This window comes from Streptomyces sp. JNUCC 63 (assembly GCF_054366325.1).
Genome location: NZ_CM135963.1, coordinates 1,799,869 through 1,818,089, shown reverse-complemented (window position 1 = coordinate 1,818,089; position 18,221 = coordinate 1,799,869). Strand labels below are relative to the sequence as shown.

The window sequence follows — 18,221 nt, the reverse complement described above, 5'->3', positions numbered from 1 at the left end:
TGTACGCCTTGCGCACACAGCCGAACGTGCGCGACAGCTCCGGCCTGCGCCTGAAGACGGGGTCCCCTCGGAGGAGGTCGGACGAAAGGAGCAACCGGCCAGGAAGGGGGTCAGGCGTCCTTGACGGACAGCGCATCCGCCAGCACCGGCGACACCTGCTCCACCTGCCAGGGCCGCGCCCCGTACCCCGCCAGCGCGGCGCCGACCGACTCGGGGTCGGCACTCCTCGGCGGCTCCCAGCAGAGCCGCCGCACCGCGTCCGGGGACACGAGGTTCTCCTGCGGCATGTTCAGCCGCTCGGCCAGCGCGGACACCGCGCTCTTCGCGGCGACCAGCCGGGCCGCCGCCGCGGGGTCCTTGTCGGCCCACGCCCGGGGCGGCGGGGGCCCGGTCACCGGCTGCCCGGACTGGGGCAGCTCGGAGTCGTCGAGGGCCCTGGCCCGGTCGACCGCGGCCTGCCACTGCTCCAGCTGCCGCCGGCCCACGCGGTGTCCGAAGCCGTTCAGCGCGGCGAGGGCGTGCACGTTGGACGGAATGGAGAGCGCGGCCTGCACGATGGCCGCGTCCGACAGCACCTTGCCCGGCGAAACGTCCCGCCGCTGGGCGATCCGGTCCCGGGTCTGCCACAGCTCCCGTACGACGGCGAGCTGCCGCCTGCGCCGTACCTTGTGCAGCCCGGACGTACGCCGCCAGGGGTCCTTGCGGGGCTCGGGCGGCGGCGCCGAGGCGATGGCGTCGAACTCCTGCAGGGCCCACTCGAGCTTGCCCTGCCGGTCGAGTTCCTTCTCCAGCGCGTCACGCAGGTCGACGAGGAGTTCCACGTCGAGCGCCGCGTACCGCAGCCACGGCTCGGGCAGAGGGCGGGTGGACCAGTCGACGGCGGAGTGGCCCTTCTCCAGGACGAAGCCGAGGACGCCCTCGACCATCGCGCCGAGCCCGACCCGAGGGAACCCGGCGAGCCGGCCGGCCAGCTCGGTGTCGAACAGGGTGGTGGGCGCCATGCCTATCTCGCGCAGGCAGGGCAGGTCCTGGGTGGCGGCGTGCAGTACCCATTCCACGCCGGACAGGGCCTGGCCGAGGCCGGACAGGTCGGGGCAGGCGGCGGGGTCGATCAGCGCGGTGCCGGCGCCCTCGCGGCGCAGCTGCACCAGGTAGGCGCGCTGGCCGTAGCGGTAGCCGGACGCCCGTTCGGCGTCGACGGCGACGGGGCCGGAGCCGGCGGCGAAGGCGGTGGCCACCTGGGCGAGCGCGTCCGCGTCGGCGATGACGGGCGGTATGCCCTCGCGGGGCTCGAGCAGCGGGATCGGCGCCCCGGTGTCAGAGGATCCGCCGTCGTCCGGAGGGGCGCCCCCGGTGGTTCGCAGTGAACTGTCTGCTGCGGTCTCTTGGGCGTCGGTCACCTGTCAAGGGTATCCGTGGATGGACGGCGCCCGCCGACGGAACGTTCCGTCGGCGGGCGCCGGGGGGTCGTAAACCGGTCAGGTCGACATCACGTCCGGTTCACGACCGGCACGGGGGACGCGGCCAGGGCCTGGGGTGGGACAGGGAGAGGCAGGGATGGGGCAGGGGGAGACAGGTTGGGGGGCAAGCGGGGGACGGGCGGGGAGGCGGAAGAGGGGCGGGGGGTAGTGCAACCGGGGGGCGGGCAGCGGTGAGGGATCAGTGGATGATGCCGGTCCGCAGGGCCACGGCGACCATGCCGGCCCGGTCACCGGTGCCGAGCTTGCGGGCGATGCGGGCGAGATGGCTCTTGACGGTCAGCGCGGACAGGCCCATCGAGACGCCGATCGCCTTGTTCGACTGGCCCTCCGCAACCAGCCGCAGCACCTCGACCTCGCGGCCGGACAGCTCGCGGTAGCCGCCCGGGTGGCTCGGGGCACCCGGGGGGCGGCGGTGTAGGCGGGCGGCGGCGGCGCCGATGGGGGCGGCACCCGGCCGGGTGGGGAGCCCGACGTTGGTGCGGGTGCCGGTGACGACGTAGCCCTTGACGCCCCCGGCGAGGGCGTTGCGGACGGCGCCGATGTCGTCGGCGGCGGACAGGGCCAGGCCGTTGGGCCATCCGGCGGCACGGGTCTCGGACAGCAGGGTGAGCCCCGAGCCGTCGGGCAGGTGGACGTCGGCGACGCAGATGTCACGCGGATTGCCGATGCGGGGACGGGCCTCCGCGACGGACGACGCCTCGATGACGTCACGAACCCCGAGCGCCCACAGATGACGGGTGACGGTGGAACGGACGCGCGGGTCGGCCACGACGACCATGGCGGTCGGCTTGTTCGGGCGGTAGGCGACCAGGCTTGCGGGCTGCTCGAGGAGAACGGACACCAGGCCTCCTGGGGGTGGGGGGGACGGGGCCGGCTTGTGGGGATCAAGCCGGACGAACCGTGTTTGCAAGGTCACAGTCGTCTTCGGCACCAAACCCGGTGTCCTTTAGAAAATGATCACGATCTGGTGACTGTCAATACGCGCCACTCGGACATATTGACGATCATCCGAAGGTCGAATCGGTTCACTTTGGTCTGTTCAGGGTTGGTGTGTGCCCGAAAGTGGCCGTATCGACAAAGACACGGCAAGGAGTCGGCAAGACACCCGGACAGGTGTACGCGCACGTGCGTGACCGGCCTCAGTGTGATTGCGGGTCACGCCGCTGCGGCAGCGTCACCACCGACGCGTCGCCCGGCCCGGCCGGCGGCAGCCCGGCCACTTGCGCCAGCAGATCGCACCAGGAGGCGAGGTGGGCGGCGGTGTCCGGCGCTCCGCCCCGACCCTCCCGGGGTGTCCAGGAGGCGCGGATCTCGATCTGCGAGGCGGCGGGGCGCGCCGACAGCCCGCCGAAGTAGTGCGAGCTCGCGCGCGTGACGGTGCCGCTCGGCTCGCCGTACGCCAGCCCGCGAGCCTGCAGCGCCCCGGTCAGCCAGGACCAGCACACGTCCGGCAGCAGCGGGTCGGCGGCCATCTCCGGCTCCAGCTCCGCGCGCACCAGCGTCACCAGCCGGAACGTGCCCTGCCAGGCGTCGTGCCCGGCCGGGTCGTGCAGCAGCACCAGCCGGCCGTCGGCGAGATCCTGCTCGCCGTCGACGACCGCGGCCTCCAGCGCGTACGCGAACGGGGCGAGCCGCTGCGGCGGGGGCACCTGCTCGACCTCCACCTGCGGTCGCAGCCGCGCGGCCCTCAGCGCGTCGACCGCGGCCCGGAAGGGCAACGGAGCCTGAGCCGCTCTGCTCGCATTCCCGTCCCCTTCCTTCGCGTCGTCCATTCCGCCAGCGCCGTCCGACAGTCGTCCCTGAGCCGCAGCCATGCCGGGAAGATTAAGGGGAACCGGGCCTTTGCGCAGGGCAAGACACCCCGCCGTCCGCGGCGGTGCCGCCCGGGGACCCCGTACCGGGGCCTTCGTCCTGTTGGGGGCATGCGAGACTGGCCGTGTGAGTGCCAACGACACGCCCGCAAGCCGGCAGCCGCAGACAGCCACCTACGACTCCGCCTTCCTCAAGGCGTGCAGGCGCGAACCCGTGCCGCACACCCCCGTGTGGTTCATGCGGCAGGCCGGGCGCTCCCTGCCGGAGTACCGCAAGGTCCGCGAGGGCATCCCGATGCTCGAGTCCTGCATGCGGCCCGAGCTGGTCACCGAGATCACCCTGCAGCCGGTCCGCCGGCACAACGTGGACGCGGCGATCTACTTCAGCGACATCGTGGTGCCCCTGAAGGCCATCGGCATCGACCTGGACATCAAGCCCGGCGTCGGCCCGGTCGTCGAGCAGCCGGTGCGCACCCGCGCGGACCTCCAGCGGCTGCGGGACCTGACCCCCGAGGACGTCTCCTACGTCACCGAGGCGATCGGCCTGCTCGTCCGCGAGCTCGGCCCGACCCCGCTGATCGGCTTCGCCGGCGCGCCGTTCACCCTGGCGAGCTACCTCATCGAGGGCGGCCCGTCGCGGACGTACGAGAACGCCAAGGCGATGATGTACGGCGACCCCGAGCTGTGGGCCGACCTGCTCGACCGCCTCGGCGAGATCACGGCCGCCTTCCTCAAGGTGCAGATCGAGGCGGGCGCGAGCGCCGTGCAGCTCTTCGACTCCTGGGCCGGCGCGCTGTCCCCCGCCGACTACCGCCGCTCGGTGCTGCCCGCCTCCGCGAAGGTCCTCCAGGCCGTCGCCGGGTACGGCGTCCCGCGCATCCACTTCGGCGTCGGCACCGGCGAGCTGCTCGGCCTGATGGGCGAGGCCGGCGCGGACGTCGTCGGCGTCGACTGGCGCGTCCCGCTGGAGGAGGCCGCCCGCCGCGTCGGCCCCGGCAAGGCGCTCCAGGGCAACCTGGACCCGACCGTGGTCTTCGCCCCCCGGCAGGCCATGGAGGCCAAGGCCCGCGAGGTGCTGGACGCGGCCGCCGGCCTGGAGGGCCACGTCTTCAACCTCGGCCACGGCGTCATGCCGAACACCGACGCGGACGCGCTCACCCACCTCGTCGAGTACGTCCACACGCAGACGGCCCGCTGAGCCACCGGCTCAGTGGACGCGCCGGTGCCGGGCCTGCCTGCCGCACGGCGGGCGCTTGGCCCCGGGTGGGGCCCGGGGACAAGGCCCAGGCCTGCCCCCGCCACCTCTCCGGCGGGCAGCAGCAGCGCGTGGCCATCGCCAGGGCGCTGTGCATGCGGCCCAAGCCCATGCTGTTCGACGAGCCCACCTCGGCCCTGGACCCCGAACTCGTCGGCGACGCGCTCACGGTGATGCGGGACCTGGCCGCATCCGGCATGACCATGGTCGTGGTCACCCACGAGACGGGCTTCGCCCGCGAGGTCGCCGACCGGGTGGCCTCCTTCGACGCCGGCCAGGTCGTCGGGGCAGGGCCCGCCCAGCAGGTCGTCACCGAACCCCGGCACGCGCGGACCAGGACCTTCCTGGCCGCGGTGCGGTGAGCCCGCGAGCCACCCCTGTGAGTTCCGGCCCCCCGGGAATCCGCCGACGGCGGCGTCGACGGGGAGTTCGAGGTGGTGCTGCAACGGACCGGACGCAGCGTCACCGTGCCCGCGGGCAGGACGATTCCGGAGGAGCTGGAGGACCACGGCATCGAGGCGCCGAACTCCTGCCGTGGGGGCATCTGCGGCACCTGCGAGAACAAGGTCGTCGAGGGCGTCCCCGACCACCGGGACAGCCTGCTGTCGCAGGAGGAGCGCGCGGCCAACGACACCATGATGATCTGCGCCGGCCGCGCCAGGTGTGCCCGGCTGGTGCCCGACCTGTGACGCCGGCCGGCTCACCAGGGCTGCCGGGGCCGGGCCTGCCTCCCGAACAGCAGGCGGCGCGGCTCCGGTGGCGGTGGGGTGCCGGGGCGCAGTGGCAACGCGATCAGCATGCCCGCGACGAAGCCGACCACGTGGGCCGTGTACGCCACGGTGCCCGCCTCGGCGACGGCCTCGCCGGAGGAGTAGAACGCCTGCAGTACGAACCAGAAGCCCAGCACCAGCCAGGCCGGCAGTCGCAGCGGCAGGAAGATCAGGAAGGGGACGAGGACCCAGGCGCGGGCCTTCGGGTAGAGCACCAGATAGGCGCCCAGGACACCGGCGATCGCCCCCGACGCGCCGATCAGCGGCTGGCCGGAGTCCGCGTTGAGCAGCGCGAAGCCGTACCCGGCCGCGTACCCGCAGACCACGTAGAACAGAAGGAACCGCACATGGCCCATGCGGTCCTCGATGTTGTTGCCGAAGATCTGAAGAGCGGACATCAATGCAGTTCACAAGCATGATTGCTGAGCCCTGGTCAGCAAGTAGCCAGTCATCCCGAGGCCTGTCGGCCTCACCCCGGGGCCGGGAAAATGGGCGCGGGTGCCCGTCCGGAGGACGTCGCTGCTGCTTGGTGCGAGTGAGCCCGATAGCCAGTCGGACGCGGGGTCCGTGTGCAGGAATCCAATGTTTTTGCCATGAGCACGCAAGAGAGCGTCTTTGCATCCTGTGGCTCCGGAAGGACGGGTGCCCGTCGCGGATCGACTCGCTGGGAGGGGCAGGATTCGTGGACGTGGTGGAAGAGCGGTGCGCAGGCATCGACTTGAGCAAGGCGGACGCCAAGGTGTGCATCCGGCTGCCGGGCTCCGGGAAGCGGGCGCGTCGCGAGGCGCATCTGGCGGCCGTGGCCAAGGCCGACCCGCGGGTGAAGCTCCTGACCACTCTGCCGGGAGTGGGACCGCTGACCGCTCTGGTCCTGCTGGCCGAGATCGGGGACATCCACCGGTTCCCGTCCGCCCGCAAACTCGCCTCCTGGGCCGGGCTGACCCCCACCGTCCGGGGCTCGGACCGTACCGTCCGCTACGGCCACCACATCTCCAAACAGGGCGATCCCCGGCTGCGCTGGATCCTGAGCGAAGCGGCCCAGACCGCCAAGCGGTCCCCGCAGTTCGCCGCCTGCTACCAGCGGATCGCCCACCGCCGCGGCAAGAAGATCGCCACCGTCGCGATCGCCCGCAAACTCCTCACCCGAACCTGGCATCTGCTGGCCGAGTACGAGGTCGGCCACCAGGACACCCCAGGTGTCCGGGAGGCAGCAGCGAACCGATGACCGGCTTCCTTCCCGAGGGGTTGCCGACCCCGGGCGCGCTCGCGTTTCCGCATGAGCCGGCCCCGCCGCGCTCGACCACCTGAATGAGCAGCCCGGCCCCCGGACCAGGGTCATGGCGCCAGGCCCGGCAGCGGTGCATGGAGCCGAATGGGTGCGTGTGAGACCGTCTCCGTCCGACCTGCCTCCGGGGACTACCAACCCCGGCCGAAGGAGCAAGAGCTCCCTCCGCCTTACCCGGCTCCAGCCCCGAGCACGCCGGGCCGGGCAGTCGTCTGCCTTGACAAGCCCAGCCCTCATGGGTGCGGAAACGCGGTAAGTCACCGGCATTGCTGGTCATGCGCACATTCTTGGACCAGGGAGCGGAGTAGAGTGAAGAGACCGGGAGTTCTTCGCGCACCGATTCCCATGCGGGTGTCGTTCCCGGTGATCAATAACGCCGGGCTGTCGCAGACGAGCCCGGGGGCAGGTCCGCGCCATGACCGTGACCATCGACCGTACGACATCGAGTGAGCGCGCATCCTCGCCGCCGGCCCGCCTGTCCCTGACACCGGCAAGCCCGGTTCCGGGCCGGCTGGACGGCGCGTGGTGGCCCCGCTCCCGTGACCTCACCCGTGAGCTGCCGCCCCTGGCAGCCGCACTGGACAGCTTCTGGGGCCGGATCACCCGGGTCACGGTGAACCCGGCCCACTGGCCCGTCATCCCGCGCAAGGTGCCCGTCGCCGGGCACACCGTGCACGTGGGATGGTTCACCGACGAGCAGGATCCGCACAAACTGATCCTCCTCTCCTACACCGTCGGCCGCTGGGACCTGTTGGTGATTCCGCCGGAAACCGGTGCGGCTTCCGCCGCCCGGTTGCTGGCTGCCGCGGCTACCGTGGGCGGCCTTCGTACCGCCGGCGAGCTGATGGCGGACGAGGTCGCGACCGGCGACGGTATCGACGCCCGAGGCCGGGAAGAAACGTGGGAGAACGATGGCGGGGCAGCGCCACCGTCGCCCCTGGCCCGGCACGTGGGCCGGACGGGGCGTCCGTTCTCCTTCGGCCGGGGGATGTGAGAGTGCCTTGACCGTCATCGCCGTGGCTGTGTTGCTCCTCGTGATCGCCGTCGGAGTCGCTCTGATCCACCGGCTCAACGCTCAGCACAACGAACGGATCACTGCTTTCCGCTACAGCGATGCCCTGCCGGGGATCGGCCGCCGGACCCGGAGGCACCGCCGGCCGGCGGCAGACGGGACCGCCGACACGCCTCGACACGACAGAGAACGCGGATGACATCGGCCTTGGCCCGACTGGGGGTGGTGGGTGTGACGCCGATGCGTCACACCCACCGACACATCGCCTCGCGCTCAGACTGCTTCGCTGCCGCCGAGGCCACACCGCGCACACCGGCAGGTAGTGGAAGAGGACGGAACGTCATGGCGACACTGCGTGAGCGGAAGACGTACCGCGAGAAGATCATGCGGGCTCTGTACCAAACCACCGAGGGCAATCGCCTCCTGGGCGTCGACGGGGCGAAACTCCGCAACGACCTCGGTATCCCTGAGCAGGATCTTGCTGCTGCCTGTACGTATCTGGCGGGCGAAGGCTGGGTCGTCGTCGACTGGGCGAGGGGCAATACGCCCGCGATGGTCACGCTGACGCACCAGGGAATCCAACAGATGGAGACAGAAGAGGAAGAGTGCGGCTGAGCCACCGCTTCGGTTTCCCACACCGAGGTGAATCTTCGCGAAGATTACTTATGTCAGAGTAGTCCCTTCGGTGTAACGTGGAATTGGGTCGGCGCACGCTCATGTGCAATGACCCGGAAGGGCGGCTCCGGCGGGTCTACGCCGGAGCCGTTGTCTTCGTGATGGCGCCTGGTGGCCGCGATCGCGGGACATCGGTGCCGAGCTTCCCTCGCTGATCACCGCGTTGGCCGAGCATCTCGGACCTGTCACCCGCGTCGGTCTGGACGCCAGTGCCTGGGACGAACTGCCGACACGGCTGGTGATCGACGGCCGAGTCGTGCACATCGACTCCTTCCCGGTCGGTGACGACACCGTCCTCATCACCCGAGGCGACCGGGACTATTTCTCTCTGCTGGTAGTCCCGCCGGACACGATGCCTGACGCGGCACGCGCCGCGATGGCCAGGGCCGTCCGGGCCGACAACGTCACCGGGGCCGAACAGATCCTCATCGACATCGACACCGGCAGCGACACGCCGTCTCCGCCGAACTGACGCCTCCGTCGCAGACCGGATCTCCGGAGGCCAGGACGCTAGATACGGGCGAACTTCTCGGTCTGCTCGGCGAACTCCTGGGCCATGACGCTGCTGACCGTGGGCTGGGTGTCGCGGATCGTGGCCAGGTAGTCGTCCGTGGTGGGCAGGGTCCGGGTTCCGGTGTCGAAGGTGCGCTCGAACTGGGCCTGGGAGACCGTACGCGCCACGTGGGCGATGTCGGCGGGGGTGAACCCCTCGCTGGCGGACGCGAGCGCCGCGCTGTCGGCCTGGGCGTCCGCTCGGGCCAGGTAGCTCTCCCACAGTGCGGTCCTGGCGCTGTGGTCGGGAGGGCCGAGGGGCAGCACGTAGTCGAAGCGACCGTGCCGCAGGAAGGCCGGGTCGAGGGTGGTCACGTTGTTCGTGGCGCAGACGAGCAGCCGCCCCTCCTGGTTCCGGAACCGGACGATCGCCTTGAGCAGCTCGTTGACCACGCCGACCGCGGTCGCGTCCGCACCGCTGCGTGTCCCGGCGACCTCCTCGACCTCGTCGATGAAGACCAGGACGTGGTCGAGCTGGGCGATCTCGTCGAAGCGCCGGCTCAGCCCGCTCGCCAGCCCGTACTCGGCGGCCAGACGTGCGGGGAACAGTTCGAGGAAGGGCCAGCCCAGGCGGCCGGCGATCGCGTGCGCGAACGTGCTCTTTCCGGTCCCGGGCGGACCGAACAGCATCACCGCCCGCGGCAGTTCCACACCGTGCTGGGCGGCCAGTTCGGGGTGGGCCAGCGGCAGGACCAGGCGGCGCTCGATGAGTTGCTTCTCCCTGTGCATGCCCGCGACCTTCTGCCACAGTCCCCCGGGCGGCAGTTCCGCCCCGAGCGAGGAGAGCATGCCGACCGCCTGCGGAGTCACCGGCCCGCGCTTCTCGAAGACGACCAGGCCCGAGCGGGCGCCGAAGCCGCAGTTGTGCAGAGCGGCGGCACCGGTCCCGCCCTCGGGCAGGACCGCGTGCACCGCGCGGACGCCACCGGCGAACAGCCGGTGCTCCAGGGCTGTGATCAGGGCACTGCCCAGCCCGCGCTGCCGCCAGGCAGGTGCCATGCAGATGCGCAGGATCCATGCCCGGTCGCCCTCCACCCTGCTCACCGCGGCGCCGATCACCACCTCGTCCGCCGTGGCCACCACCGCCGGGTGGAGGGCCTGGAGGGCCGTCACGGCGTCCGAGAGCGGGAAGAGAGGGGGCTCTTCGGCCGTGCTGCTCTCCGCATCGACGCGGATCACCGCTTCGAGATCGTCCTGGGAGTAGTCCCTGACACGCCACCCCGTCATCATCAGCTCCGCGTGTTCGGCCGTACTCCCATCATCAGCCGATGCACGAAAGGATGCGCGCGACAGGCCCCGACCGCGAGTCCGATCAGCCGGCGCCGCGCCACTCGATCAGCAGGAGCGTCGCGTCGTCCGTCGTGATCCCGCCCCGCGCCCGTTTGAGCGTGTGGGAAAGGGAGTGGACCACCGCCCGGACCTCCTGCGCCGTACGTTCGACTTCGTGCTCCTCGATCAGTCCGTCGGTGAAGCACATGATCCGGTCTCCGCGGTCGAGGGCCACTTCGGCGGTCACGAGCCCGGATCAGCGAAGCGGTCCGAAGTTGTGACGGTTCCCAATCCCAGGCCGTGAACCTCTTCCAACTTGGTTGGTGAGCCAGCCAGTTGGCGTGAGGGGTACTGGTAACAGCCGGCACCTCTTGACGGGCTGCTGAGACACGTAAGGGATTTCCGGGTCCGGGCAGGAGCGCTATACGTGGAAGGGCACGGTGGTGATGACGATTTTGGGGAGGGACCGCAGGGCACGGCGCAGGCGTGGGGCGGTGCGGCTGTGGAGGAGTTGGTGGCGCCGGTGCCGGGTGATGATCTCGGGGAGGATCACCGTGAGGGTGAGGTCGGGGTGCTGCCGGTGCAGGGCCTCGATGTAGTGGACGAGAGGTGCCACGGTCGCCCGGTAGGGGGAGACGACGATCTCCAGCGGGAGGTGGTCTCCCCACAACGTCCAGTAGGTTCGTACGCGTTCGGCTTCCTGAGGGGTGAGGCTGATGTGGAGGGCGAGCACGGGCTGGCGGAGGGAGGCCGCGTAGGCCAGGGCCCGCATACCAGCGAGGTCGAGCGTCGCGAGGGCGACGACGGTGAGGTGGTGGATCTCCCCGGGCAGTTCCTCGTTCTCCCCGTTCGTCTCCGGCTGCGCCGCGTGCCGTCGCGGGGCGGGGGCCGCGTCCGGCGCGGCGGGCTCCGTACTCGGTCCCACGGCGGTGTGCGCGGGCAGTTCGACGGTGTGCGGGCGCAGGCGCAGGCGTGCCCGGACGGTGGCGTAGTGGTGCCGGATCCGCAGCGTCACGAGCAGGAACAGTCCGACGGCGACGATCGCCACCCACGCACCCGACGTGAACTTGCTGATGCCCGCGGTGACGAAGACGACGGCCGACAGGAGGCCGCCCAGGGCGTTCAGGAGCAGGCTCTTGCGCCAGTGCCGGTCGCGCAGCCGCCACCAGTGCACGACCATGCCTGCCTGGGAAAGCGTGAAGGCGAGGAAGACACCGACCGCGTACAACGGGATCAGGGCCGCCGTCTGCCCGTCGAACGCCACGTAGACCAGGGTGGCGGCCACCGAGAGCAGGATGATTCCGTTGCTGTAGGCCAGCCGGTCGCCCAGCCGCATGAAGACCCGGGGCGCGTAGTCGTCGCGCGCCAGGAGGGACAGGACGCGGGGGAAGTCGTTGTACGCCGTGTTCGCGGCGAGGAGGAGGACGGCAGCGGTGGCGGCCTGGACGAAGACGTACATCCACCCGGAGCCGAAGCCGAGGTGGGCCAGTTGGGAGAGCACCGTCTCCCGGGTACTGGGCACCACGCCGACGAGATGGGTCAGGACGACGATGCCGGCGAACATGGCGATGAGCAGTCCCACCATCCAGGTGAGCGTCGTACGGGCCTGGCGCCACTCCACGGGCTTGAACGCCGGTACCGCGTTGGAGATGGCCTCGATACCGGTCATCGCCGTGGCGCCGGACGAGAACGCCCGCATGATCAGGAAGAGTCCCGCGCTCTCGGTGACCGTGACCGCCGGGGTGGGGCGCGGCCGGAAGTCCTGCCCTGCCGCGTGGACGAGTCCCGAGACGATGAGGGCGAACATGGCGATGATGAAGGCGTAGGTGGGGGCGGCGAAGAGGGCGCCCGCCTGCCGGATGCCGCGCAGGTTTCCGGCGAGGAGAACCACGATCACCCCGACGCCGATGGGCACGGTGTCGGGGGCCAGTGACGGGATCGCCGAGGTGATGGCCGCCACGCCCGAGGCGATCGACACCGCGACGGTGAGGACGTAGTCGGTCATCAGTCCCGCCGCGGCCACCAGACCGGCCACCTGTCCGAGGTTGTCGCCGGCCACGATGTACGAGCCGCCGCCGTGCGGGTAGGCACGGATGGTCTGACGGTACGACAGGCCGACCGCCAGCATGAGGAACACGATCGCGCCGGAGACCGGGAACGAGTACGCCAGTCCGGCCGTTCCCGCGAGCACGAGGACCGCGAGCATGGCCTCGGGACCGTAGGCGACCGAGGACAGCGCGTCGGCCGACAGCACGGGCAGAGCCACGAGCTTGCGCATCCGCTCGGACACCAGGGCGGAACTCCTCAGCGGCACCCCCAGGACGAGTCGCCGCGTCCACTCCCCGGCACGACCCAGCCGACCAGTGGGCGGTTCCTCCGTGTCGACCTGCTCGCCCGGCGAAGACGCCCCCAAGGGCGAGAGGGGAACCAGGCGCCCGAACCGGGCCGGCCGGAGCTGTGCCGCCGGGGGGAACGCGCCCAGGTCGGGGTCGACGGGCAGGGCGCGGCGCCAAGTCTCGGGAGACGCTGACACCCGGCCCCAGGCACGGCCCACCCGGCGCAGGACGCGCAGCTGTTCCTCGTCCAGTTCGGCCAGTTGCGCGGCAGGTCCGGGCGGCCCCGCCGGTTCCCCGCCTCGACCACCCTGTGTATCCGTCACGCCGCGCAGTGTGGTCGATCAGGGCTCCCCGAGCGGCGATGACATGCCGGTCCGACGTGCGCGACCGTCTCCCTTGAGGTGAATCCGCGGCCCTGCCTTCCACGACCTGCGTTCAAAGGGGCGGGCCGTGTGGTGTGTCGTCTTCTAGGCCGGCTGTGCCGGACAGAGCCATGGCCGTCCCTTTCGGAGCGGCCCGCCCGTTTTCCCGGCGGTACCGAAAGGGGCCGGCCGGCCCAAGGGTGGCCCCGGTCGCCGGTAGTACGCTGGAAACACCGAGGGCATTCCGCACGTCAGTGATCATGTTGGCGTCGTCGTCGGGGAACAAGAGGCCGGGTGCCCGCACGTCGCACCTGGATGAAGGTTTGCGCCATGAACGACCTTTTCCATACGCCCGCATCCCGTGGGAACAACCGGGCGCTGTGCATGCGAGACGGCCGTACCAACGCCTGATCTGGGCCTTGGTAGCACGCTGCACAGACAAGCGACGACCGGACGGCGTGTGGCGTCATGCGGGAGATCCGGTCCGTGAACCACGGTCGCTGACCGCCGTACAGGACGCGTACGACATCTTGGGAGTACGAGGGCGGTGCGGGCCCTGACCTGCAACGCGAAGCCGTAGGGGCGGCCGGGGCGCAGGAGGGACCGGATGACCGACCGAGAAGACGACGAAGACCAGAGCCCTGTGGGGGCGATCGGCCGGGTGACCGTGTCCATCCCTCCGGACGGCCCGGGGGAAGTGCTTGTGGCGGTACGCGGCGGGACCGAGGCATTCGCCGCGTGGTCGCGGCATCCCATACCCAAGCACGAGCGCGTCATTGTCGTGGACCGTACCTCGGCTCGCTCCGTGGTCGTGGAGCACTTTCCCGACCCGTGAAATCACGTTTCCTGTGAATCACGACCCCGACAGGAGAATTCCATGCTGTTCTGGCACGTTCCCGCCCCCGACCAGGCAATGCTCATTTCCGGGTCGAAACGCCGGGCGGGGGACACACAATTCCGGATCGTCACCGGACACGGAAGCTTCGTCTTCCCCGTCAAACAGAAGGCCCGCTTGTTGTCCCTCGCGCTGCGCGAGGCCGAGATCACCGAGGACTGCGTGACCCAGCAGGGCATTCGTCTCAGGGCCCGAGCCGTCGCGGTGTTCAAAGTGGGTGACGACCCCGCGTCCATAGCCAACGCGGCCCGCCGTTTCCTGGCGGAACAGAACGCCATGGAGGAACTCGTGGGCCGGATCTTCGCCGGACACCTGCGCTCCATCATCGGCGGGCTGACGGTCGAACAGATCATCCGAGAACGTGATCGCGTCGCGCAGGAGGTCAAGGAAGCGAGCCACACCGAGATGGAGAAGTTGGGCATCGTCGTCGACGCCTTGCAGATACAGGAGATCGAGGACGTCTCCGGGTACATCGACAACCTGGCCGCCCCGCACGCCGCCGCCGTCGCCAGTCAGGCACGCATCGCGCAGGCCAGGGCCGACCAGGAAGCCGCCGAACGCGAACAGCAGGCCGCGGCGCTGAAAGCCGAGTACGAACGGGACACCGCCATCAAGCGTGCGGGCTTCCTCGCCGAGACCGAGCAGTCCAACGCCCGCGCCGCGCAAGCCGGCCCGCTTGCCCAGGCGAGGGCCACCCAGGAGGTCACAGAGGAGCAGACCGCCCTGGCCCGGCGCCAGGCAGGACTGGCTGCGCAGCGGCTGGAAGCGGAGGTGCGGCGCCCCGCCGACGCGGAGGCCTACCGCCAGCGCACCCTCGCCGAAGCCCACCGTGATCAGGCCAAGTTCGAAGCGGACGGCGCCGCCTACACCGAGCGGACCATCGCGCAGGCACAGGCCGACGCCAACAACGCCCGCGCCGCCTCTCTCAGGGACGGCAACCAGGAACTGATCGCGGCCAACCGTGTCGTGGAAAACCTGCCCGCCCTCGCAGACGCTGCGGCACGCGGTCTCGCGGGCGCCACCCTCACCGTCCTGAACGGCGCGACGGGGGTCAGCGAGGTGGCATCGGGGATCGTTGGCCAGGGAATGGCGATCCTCGACGCGCTCAAGAGGTCGACGACGATGCCACCCGGCGTGAACGGAGACCGGCCTCAACCCACCGAAAAGGCATGAACGGCACAACCCTACGACAGCGTGCGCGAAGGTCGCCCACACCGACCGAACCAGACCACAGCCGCGTCAACCGACCGACCGCCGGCAGGCCGGCCGCCTCTGGCACCGGCGCATGAGGGCAGGGCCTCTTGGTAGTTCGGTTCCGGAGCGGCTCAGCCTCTGGTCGGGGCCGGCCGAGGTCGGATGGTGCTGCCTCGGCTCAGCAGCGGTCAACGCCGTAATGCCGTCGTAGGTGTGGACATGCCTGCCGGGCCTGGCGGGGGGACAGGTCCCGTGATCTCTTTGAGACGGGCCTTGGTCGACCGGATTGCGGCCGCAACATTCACGCGGTTGCCCTCGGCCTGGCTGCCGGCGTCCGCGGCCCCTAGGTCAGTGCTCCGTCAGCATCGGTCAGGTCGTGGCTGCACAGGCTGCACTGCCCGCCCGCAGCGGCCGGGGGGCAGACGCTTCAGGCAGGCCGGTCAGGCGGTAACGCTCAGGGGTCGAAGAGCTGCTGGGCCTCGCCCAGCATGCCGAGCTTGAGTAGATCGTCCGCGTACTGCGCTCGCAGCGGCATCAAGCTGACAGCCCGGTCTACCTGACCGGGCCTTCATTTTCTCCTGGCTGTTCGTCAGGCATGTCCAGGATGGCCTCTCGGGTGTACCGAGGGCTCCTTGGGGGTGGGGCCACCCTAGGGGCCATGAGTTCGGTGAGGAGCCTGCTCAGGTCATCCGTGGATAGCGCCAGGCCCAGGGTCTGCACGATGCGCAGAGCACAGTCCCGGATGGACTGAGCATCCTTCTCGTGCGCCGCCGTGCTCCTGATCTCGTCACACACTCGGCTGAACTGCTCAGCGCTGATCGTTGGCCGACTTACTTGCGCCATGGTGCGCTCCTCCTGGAAGAGCGGGCCGTTCCACCCGCTCTTCCAGAAAGCGCTGAGCACACGCCAACGGCAACCGGAGAGAGCCAGCGCGCAGGCTCTCGACCAGAGCCGCTCAGACTTCGTTGGCACGCGCTCAATGTGCGCTGGCACAGGACAACTGCGCGGCGATCAGGTCCTCCGGGAAAGCAGGGCATCGTACCTGCTATTGCGTCGTGTGTTCGATTTCTGGCGCATGTGCGCTGGTGAGAGGAGGCGATATACCGTCTGCGGCTCGCCGTACTCGACCACCTCAGCGCCTGCAGTCATGCCAATCGCCTCCAGTAGGCGCCGCGAGCCCGTGTTCGCGCTCTGCGTCACCGCCACCACTGGATTCCCGCCAGGTAGATCGCGAGCCCATTCCACCGCGGCAGCGACAGCTTCTCGGCCCAGGCCCCGCCCCCACCACTCCGGTAGGAACGTGTACGAGACCTCCGCGCCGCCTCGGGGCGAGTCGGGCTCGATGGTGACCATCCCGACGAGCTGTGCTGTCGGGCGGTCCTTCACGGCGAACGCCCCCGGCGTCCCGGGGAGCCGCCGACGCCGGACTGCGATCTTGTCCTCGGTCACCGGGCCTCCAAGGAAGCGGCGTACGCGCTCGTCCCGCCACAGGCGCTCGGTGAACGGCAGGTCTTCCGCTGTGACCGGACCGAGCGTCAGGCGAGGTGTCTCCAGGAGCGCTGGCCACCAAGCAGGGCCCTGAGCAGACGAGTTGGACGTCATCCGCACCAGCATGACCGCTTGCCGGCCTTGTGGAGGGTCTGCCACGCCGCGAGGAGGCGTCGCAGTTCGCCGGGGCAGACAGGAAAGATCCACGAAAGACTGGCCACCGTGTCCAGAATCATGTCAACGTAGACGACCTTCCCGGAAAACCCCCAGGTCAGAGAGGCGTTATCTCGTGACCGTGGCTCCCGTGAGCCCTGGATTCTCCACAGGACGGCTGTTTCTACCTCGGCTGGTTTCCGCTCGGCCGCCCTGGCACCGACGGCGAGGGTTGGAAGATCGCTGTCACCGGTACGGCCAAGTTGCGCGGCTATCACATGTCCTTCGACATGGAGACGCCGACCGATGTCGTCGCCGCCGTGGCACGCGTGCTGGAGACCTCCCGGCTTCTGTAACTCCAGATGCCCGAGCCCCGAAGCCCTGAATTGGGGCAAGCTCACCCCTCCGGCCAACCGGCGGTCCTGAAGCCCGGGTCACGTCCCCTGTAGTGGTGTAACCGTGTCGGGTTGATCTTCAGGTGGGTAGATCTTGTCCATGCTGCCTTCGGGGAGGTGGCGGCGGGGGAAGGCGATCCATTCGTCGTGCATCTCGATGAGGACGGCGGTGGTGAGGCGCTCGAGGGCACCTGGGTTGGGGAAGATCTGGACGACGTCGACGCGGCGCTTGATCTCCCGGTTGACCCGCTCCAGGGGGTTGGTCGACTGGATCTTCTTCCAATGTCGCTCGGGGAAGTTCGCAAACGCGGTCAGGTCCGTCTTGGCCTCCAGGAGCATGGCTTTGACCTTGGGGAACTGTCGTCCGAGCATGTCGGCGACGGTGTCGAGCTGGGCGCGGACGGCTTCGGCGGTGGGCTGGGCGAAGATCGTGCGGATCGTCGCGGCCACCATCTCGCCGGAGTCCTTCGGGATCACCGCGAAGACATTGCGCAGGAAATGAACGCGACACCGCTGGTAGGCGGCGCCGAGCATGACCTTGCGGACGGCCTTGACCAGGCCCAAGTGGTGGTCGGCGATGACCAGGCGGACGCCGGTCAGGCCGCGTTCGCGCAGCGAGCGCAGGAACTCGCTCCAGAACACCTCGGTCTCGCTGTCGCCGACCATCAGCCCGAGGACCTCGCGGCCGCCGTCCTCGGTGATGCCGGTGGCGATGACCACGGCCTGGGAGACGATCTGGTGGTTCACCCTCGCCTTGCAGTACGTCGCGTCGAGGTAGACGTAGGGGAAGCGGGTGTGGTCCAGGGGCCGGGTGCGGAACACGCTCAGCTCCGCGTCGAGGTCGCCGCAGATCCGGGAGACCTCGGACTTGGAGATTCCGGTGTCGCCGCCCAGGGCCTTGACCAGGTCGTCCACGCTGCGGGTGGACACGCCCTGCACGTATGCCTCCATGATGACCGCGTAGAGGGCCTGGTCGATGCGGCGCCGGCGTTCCAGCAGCGAGGGGAAGAACGACCCGGTGCGGACCTTGGGGATCGCCAGGTCCAGGTCGCCGGCCTGCGTGGTCAGTACCTTCGCCCGGTGCCCGTTGCGCATCGTCGTGCGGGTCTCGGTGTGCTCGCCGGGCTCCGCGCCGATGTGGGCGGTGGCCTCGGCCTCGATGAGTTCCTGCAGGATCCGCTGGGCCAGGACCCTGATCAACTCGATTCCGTCCGCCGTACGCAGTGACTCCCACAGGCGGAGTAAGTCATGCTGGGACAAGGCCATCGCGTCACCTCTCGCTTCAACG

Annotated in this window: 14 protein-coding genes and 5 pseudogenes; 10 read left to right on the top strand and 9 right to left on the bottom strand. The window is 70.0% G+C overall.

Going from position 1 to position 18,221, the window contains the following annotated elements; genetic code table 11:
- Positions 1–110: 110 nt before the first annotated feature.
- The 3 genes from ACX25U_RS08250 to ACX25U_RS08240 form a co-directional block, all read right to left on the bottom strand.
- On the bottom strand, positions 111–1,400 hold the full coding sequence (locus ACX25U_RS08250; RefSeq protein ID WP_454390098.1) for a ribonuclease D: 1,290 nt from the start codon (positions 1,398–1,400) through the stop codon (positions 111–113).
- Positions 1,401–1,659: 259 nt separating this feature from the next.
- Positions 1,660–2,322, bottom strand: a complete 663-nt coding sequence (locus ACX25U_RS08245; RefSeq protein ID WP_003972894.1) for a response regulator transcription factor — start codon at positions 2,320–2,322, stop codon at positions 1,660–1,662.
- A 298-nt stretch (positions 2,323–2,620) separates the two neighbouring features.
- Positions 2,621–3,295 carry a DUF3000 domain-containing protein gene (locus tag ACX25U_RS08240; protein ID WP_454390094.1) on the bottom strand — a complete coding sequence of 225 codons (675 nt, stop codon included), beginning with the start codon at positions 3,293–3,295 and terminating at the stop codon, positions 2,621–2,623.
- A 124-nt stretch (positions 3,296–3,419) separates the two neighbouring features.
- Here ACX25U_RS08240 and hemE point away from each other — a divergent pair, with 124 nt between their 5' ends.
- From hemE to ACX25U_RS08225, 3 genes and pseudogenes are all read left to right on the top strand, one after another.
- On the top strand, positions 3,420–4,490 hold the full coding sequence (gene hemE / locus ACX25U_RS08235; protein ID WP_454390092.1) for a uroporphyrinogen decarboxylase: 1,071 nt from the start codon (positions 3,420–3,422) through the stop codon (positions 4,488–4,490).
- Between the two features lie 62 nt (positions 4,491–4,552).
- A pseudogene (locus ACX25U_RS08230) lies at positions 4,553–4,909 on the top strand (ATP-binding cassette domain-containing protein); the annotation flags it as partial.
- 72 nt (positions 4,910–4,981) lie between these two features.
- Positions 4,982–5,236 carry a 2Fe-2S iron-sulfur cluster-binding protein gene (locus ACX25U_RS08225; RefSeq protein ID WP_454390090.1) on the top strand — a complete coding sequence of 85 codons (255 nt, stop codon included), beginning with the start codon at positions 4,982–4,984 and terminating at the stop codon, positions 5,234–5,236.
- Between the two features lie 11 nt (positions 5,237–5,247).
- On the opposite strand, the pseudogene ACX25U_RS08220 reads toward ACX25U_RS08225, so the two are convergent.
- Positions 5,248–5,715 (bottom strand): annotated as a pseudogene (locus tag ACX25U_RS08220) (rhomboid family intramembrane serine protease); the annotation flags it as partial.
- Positions 5,716–5,999: 284 nt separating this feature from the next.
- Between ACX25U_RS08220 and ACX25U_RS08215 the strand changes: the two are divergent.
- From ACX25U_RS08215 to ACX25U_RS08200, 4 genes and pseudogenes are all read left to right on the top strand, one after another.
- A complete protein-coding gene (locus ACX25U_RS08215; RefSeq protein ID WP_454390088.1) occupies positions 6,000–6,542 on the top strand; it encodes a transposase in 543 nt (180 codons plus the stop codon).
- 475 nt (positions 6,543–7,017) lie between these two features.
- On the top strand, positions 7,018–7,596 hold the full coding sequence (locus ACX25U_RS08210) for a DUF5994 family protein (RefSeq protein WP_454390087.1): 579 nt from the start codon (positions 7,018–7,020) through the stop codon (positions 7,594–7,596).
- A 360-nt stretch (positions 7,597–7,956) separates the two neighbouring features.
- Positions 7,957–8,229: a hypothetical protein gene (locus ACX25U_RS08205; protein ID WP_454390085.1), complete on the top strand. Its 273-nt coding sequence runs from the start codon at positions 7,957–7,959 to the stop codon at positions 8,227–8,229.
- A 160-nt stretch (positions 8,230–8,389) separates the two neighbouring features.
- Positions 8,390–8,761, top strand: a pseudogene (locus ACX25U_RS08200) (DUF5994 family protein); the annotation flags it as partial.
- Positions 8,762–8,799: 38 nt separating this feature from the next.
- On the opposite strand, the gene ACX25U_RS08195 reads toward ACX25U_RS08200, so the two are convergent.
- From ACX25U_RS08195 to ACX25U_RS08185, 3 genes and pseudogenes are all read right to left on the bottom strand, one after another.
- Positions 8,800–10,068: an ATP-binding protein gene (locus tag ACX25U_RS08195; RefSeq protein ID WP_454390083.1), complete on the bottom strand. Its 1,269-nt coding sequence runs from the start codon at positions 10,066–10,068 to the stop codon at positions 8,800–8,802.
- Positions 10,069–10,153: 85 nt separating this feature from the next.
- Positions 10,154–10,351 (bottom strand): annotated as a pseudogene (locus ACX25U_RS08190) (SpoIIE family protein phosphatase); the annotation flags it as partial.
- Positions 10,352–10,531: 180 nt separating this feature from the next.
- Positions 10,532–12,769 (bottom strand): APC family permease, encoded by a 2,238-nt coding sequence (locus ACX25U_RS08185; protein ID WP_454390081.1) that lies wholly within the window; start codon positions 12,767–12,769, stop codon positions 10,532–10,534.
- Between the two features lie 646 nt (positions 12,770–13,415).
- Here ACX25U_RS08185 and ACX25U_RS08180 point away from each other — a divergent pair.
- Together ACX25U_RS08180 and ACX25U_RS08175 are read left to right on the top strand one after the other, a co-directional pair.
- Positions 13,416–13,643, top strand: coding sequence for a hypothetical protein (locus ACX25U_RS08180; RefSeq protein ID WP_388483767.1), 228 nt, complete (start codon positions 13,416–13,418; stop codon positions 13,641–13,643).
- Between the two features lie 42 nt (positions 13,644–13,685).
- Entirely contained in the window at positions 13,686–14,876 is a 1,191-nt protein-coding gene (locus ACX25U_RS08175) for an SPFH domain-containing protein (RefSeq protein ID WP_454390079.1), read from the top strand.
- A 1,032-nt stretch (positions 14,877–15,908) separates the two neighbouring features.
- On the opposite strand, the gene ACX25U_RS08170 is transcribed toward ACX25U_RS08175, so the two are convergent.
- The gene (locus ACX25U_RS08170) at positions 15,909–16,499 is read right to left on the bottom strand and encodes a GNAT family N-acetyltransferase (RefSeq protein WP_454390077.1); all 591 of its coding nucleotides are present in this window, start codon (positions 16,497–16,499) and stop codon (positions 15,909–15,911) included.
- Positions 16,500–16,702: 203 nt separating this feature from the next.
- Between ACX25U_RS08170 and ACX25U_RS08165 the strand changes: the two are divergent.
- Positions 16,703–16,894 (top strand): annotated as a pseudogene (locus ACX25U_RS08165) (SPDY domain-containing protein); the annotation flags it as partial.
- 78 nt (positions 16,895–16,972) lie between these two features.
- Here the strand turns inward: ACX25U_RS08165 and ACX25U_RS08160 are convergent.
- Positions 16,973–18,199, bottom strand: a complete 1,227-nt coding sequence (locus tag ACX25U_RS08160) for an IS256 family transposase (protein ID WP_454390075.1) — start codon at positions 18,197–18,199, stop codon at positions 16,973–16,975.
- Positions 18,200–18,221: the final 22 nt, after the last annotated feature.

Bases quoted from the DNA above. Each gene is read 5' to 3' on its own strand.
- ACX25U_RS08175 (WP_454390079.1), top strand. From the start codon at position 13,686: ATGCTGTTCTGGCACGTTCCCGCCCCCGACCAGGCAATGCTCATTTCC.
- ACX25U_RS08240 (WP_454390094.1), bottom strand. From the start codon at position 3,295: ATGGCTGCGGCTCAGGGACGACTGTCGGACGGCGCTGGCGGAATGGAC.
- ACX25U_RS08170 (WP_454390077.1), bottom strand. From the start codon at position 16,499: ATGACGTCCAACTCGTCTGCTCAGGGCCCTGCTTGGTGGCCAGCGCTC.
- ACX25U_RS08205 (WP_454390085.1), top strand. From the start codon at position 7,957: ATGGCGACACTGCGTGAGCGGAAGACGTACCGCGAGAAGATCATGCGG.
- ACX25U_RS08160 (WP_454390075.1), bottom strand. From the start codon at position 18,199: ATGGCCTTGTCCCAGCATGACTTACTCCGCCTGTGGGAGTCACTGCGT.
- ACX25U_RS08180 (WP_388483767.1), top strand. From the start codon at position 13,416: ATGACCGACCGAGAAGACGACGAAGACCAGAGCCCTGTGGGGGCGATC.
- ACX25U_RS08195 (WP_454390083.1), bottom strand. From the start codon at position 10,068: ATGACGGGGTGGCGTGTCAGGGACTACTCCCAGGACGATCTCGAAGCG.
- ACX25U_RS08210 (WP_454390087.1), top strand. From the start codon at position 7,018: ATGACCGTGACCATCGACCGTACGACATCGAGTGAGCGCGCATCCTCG.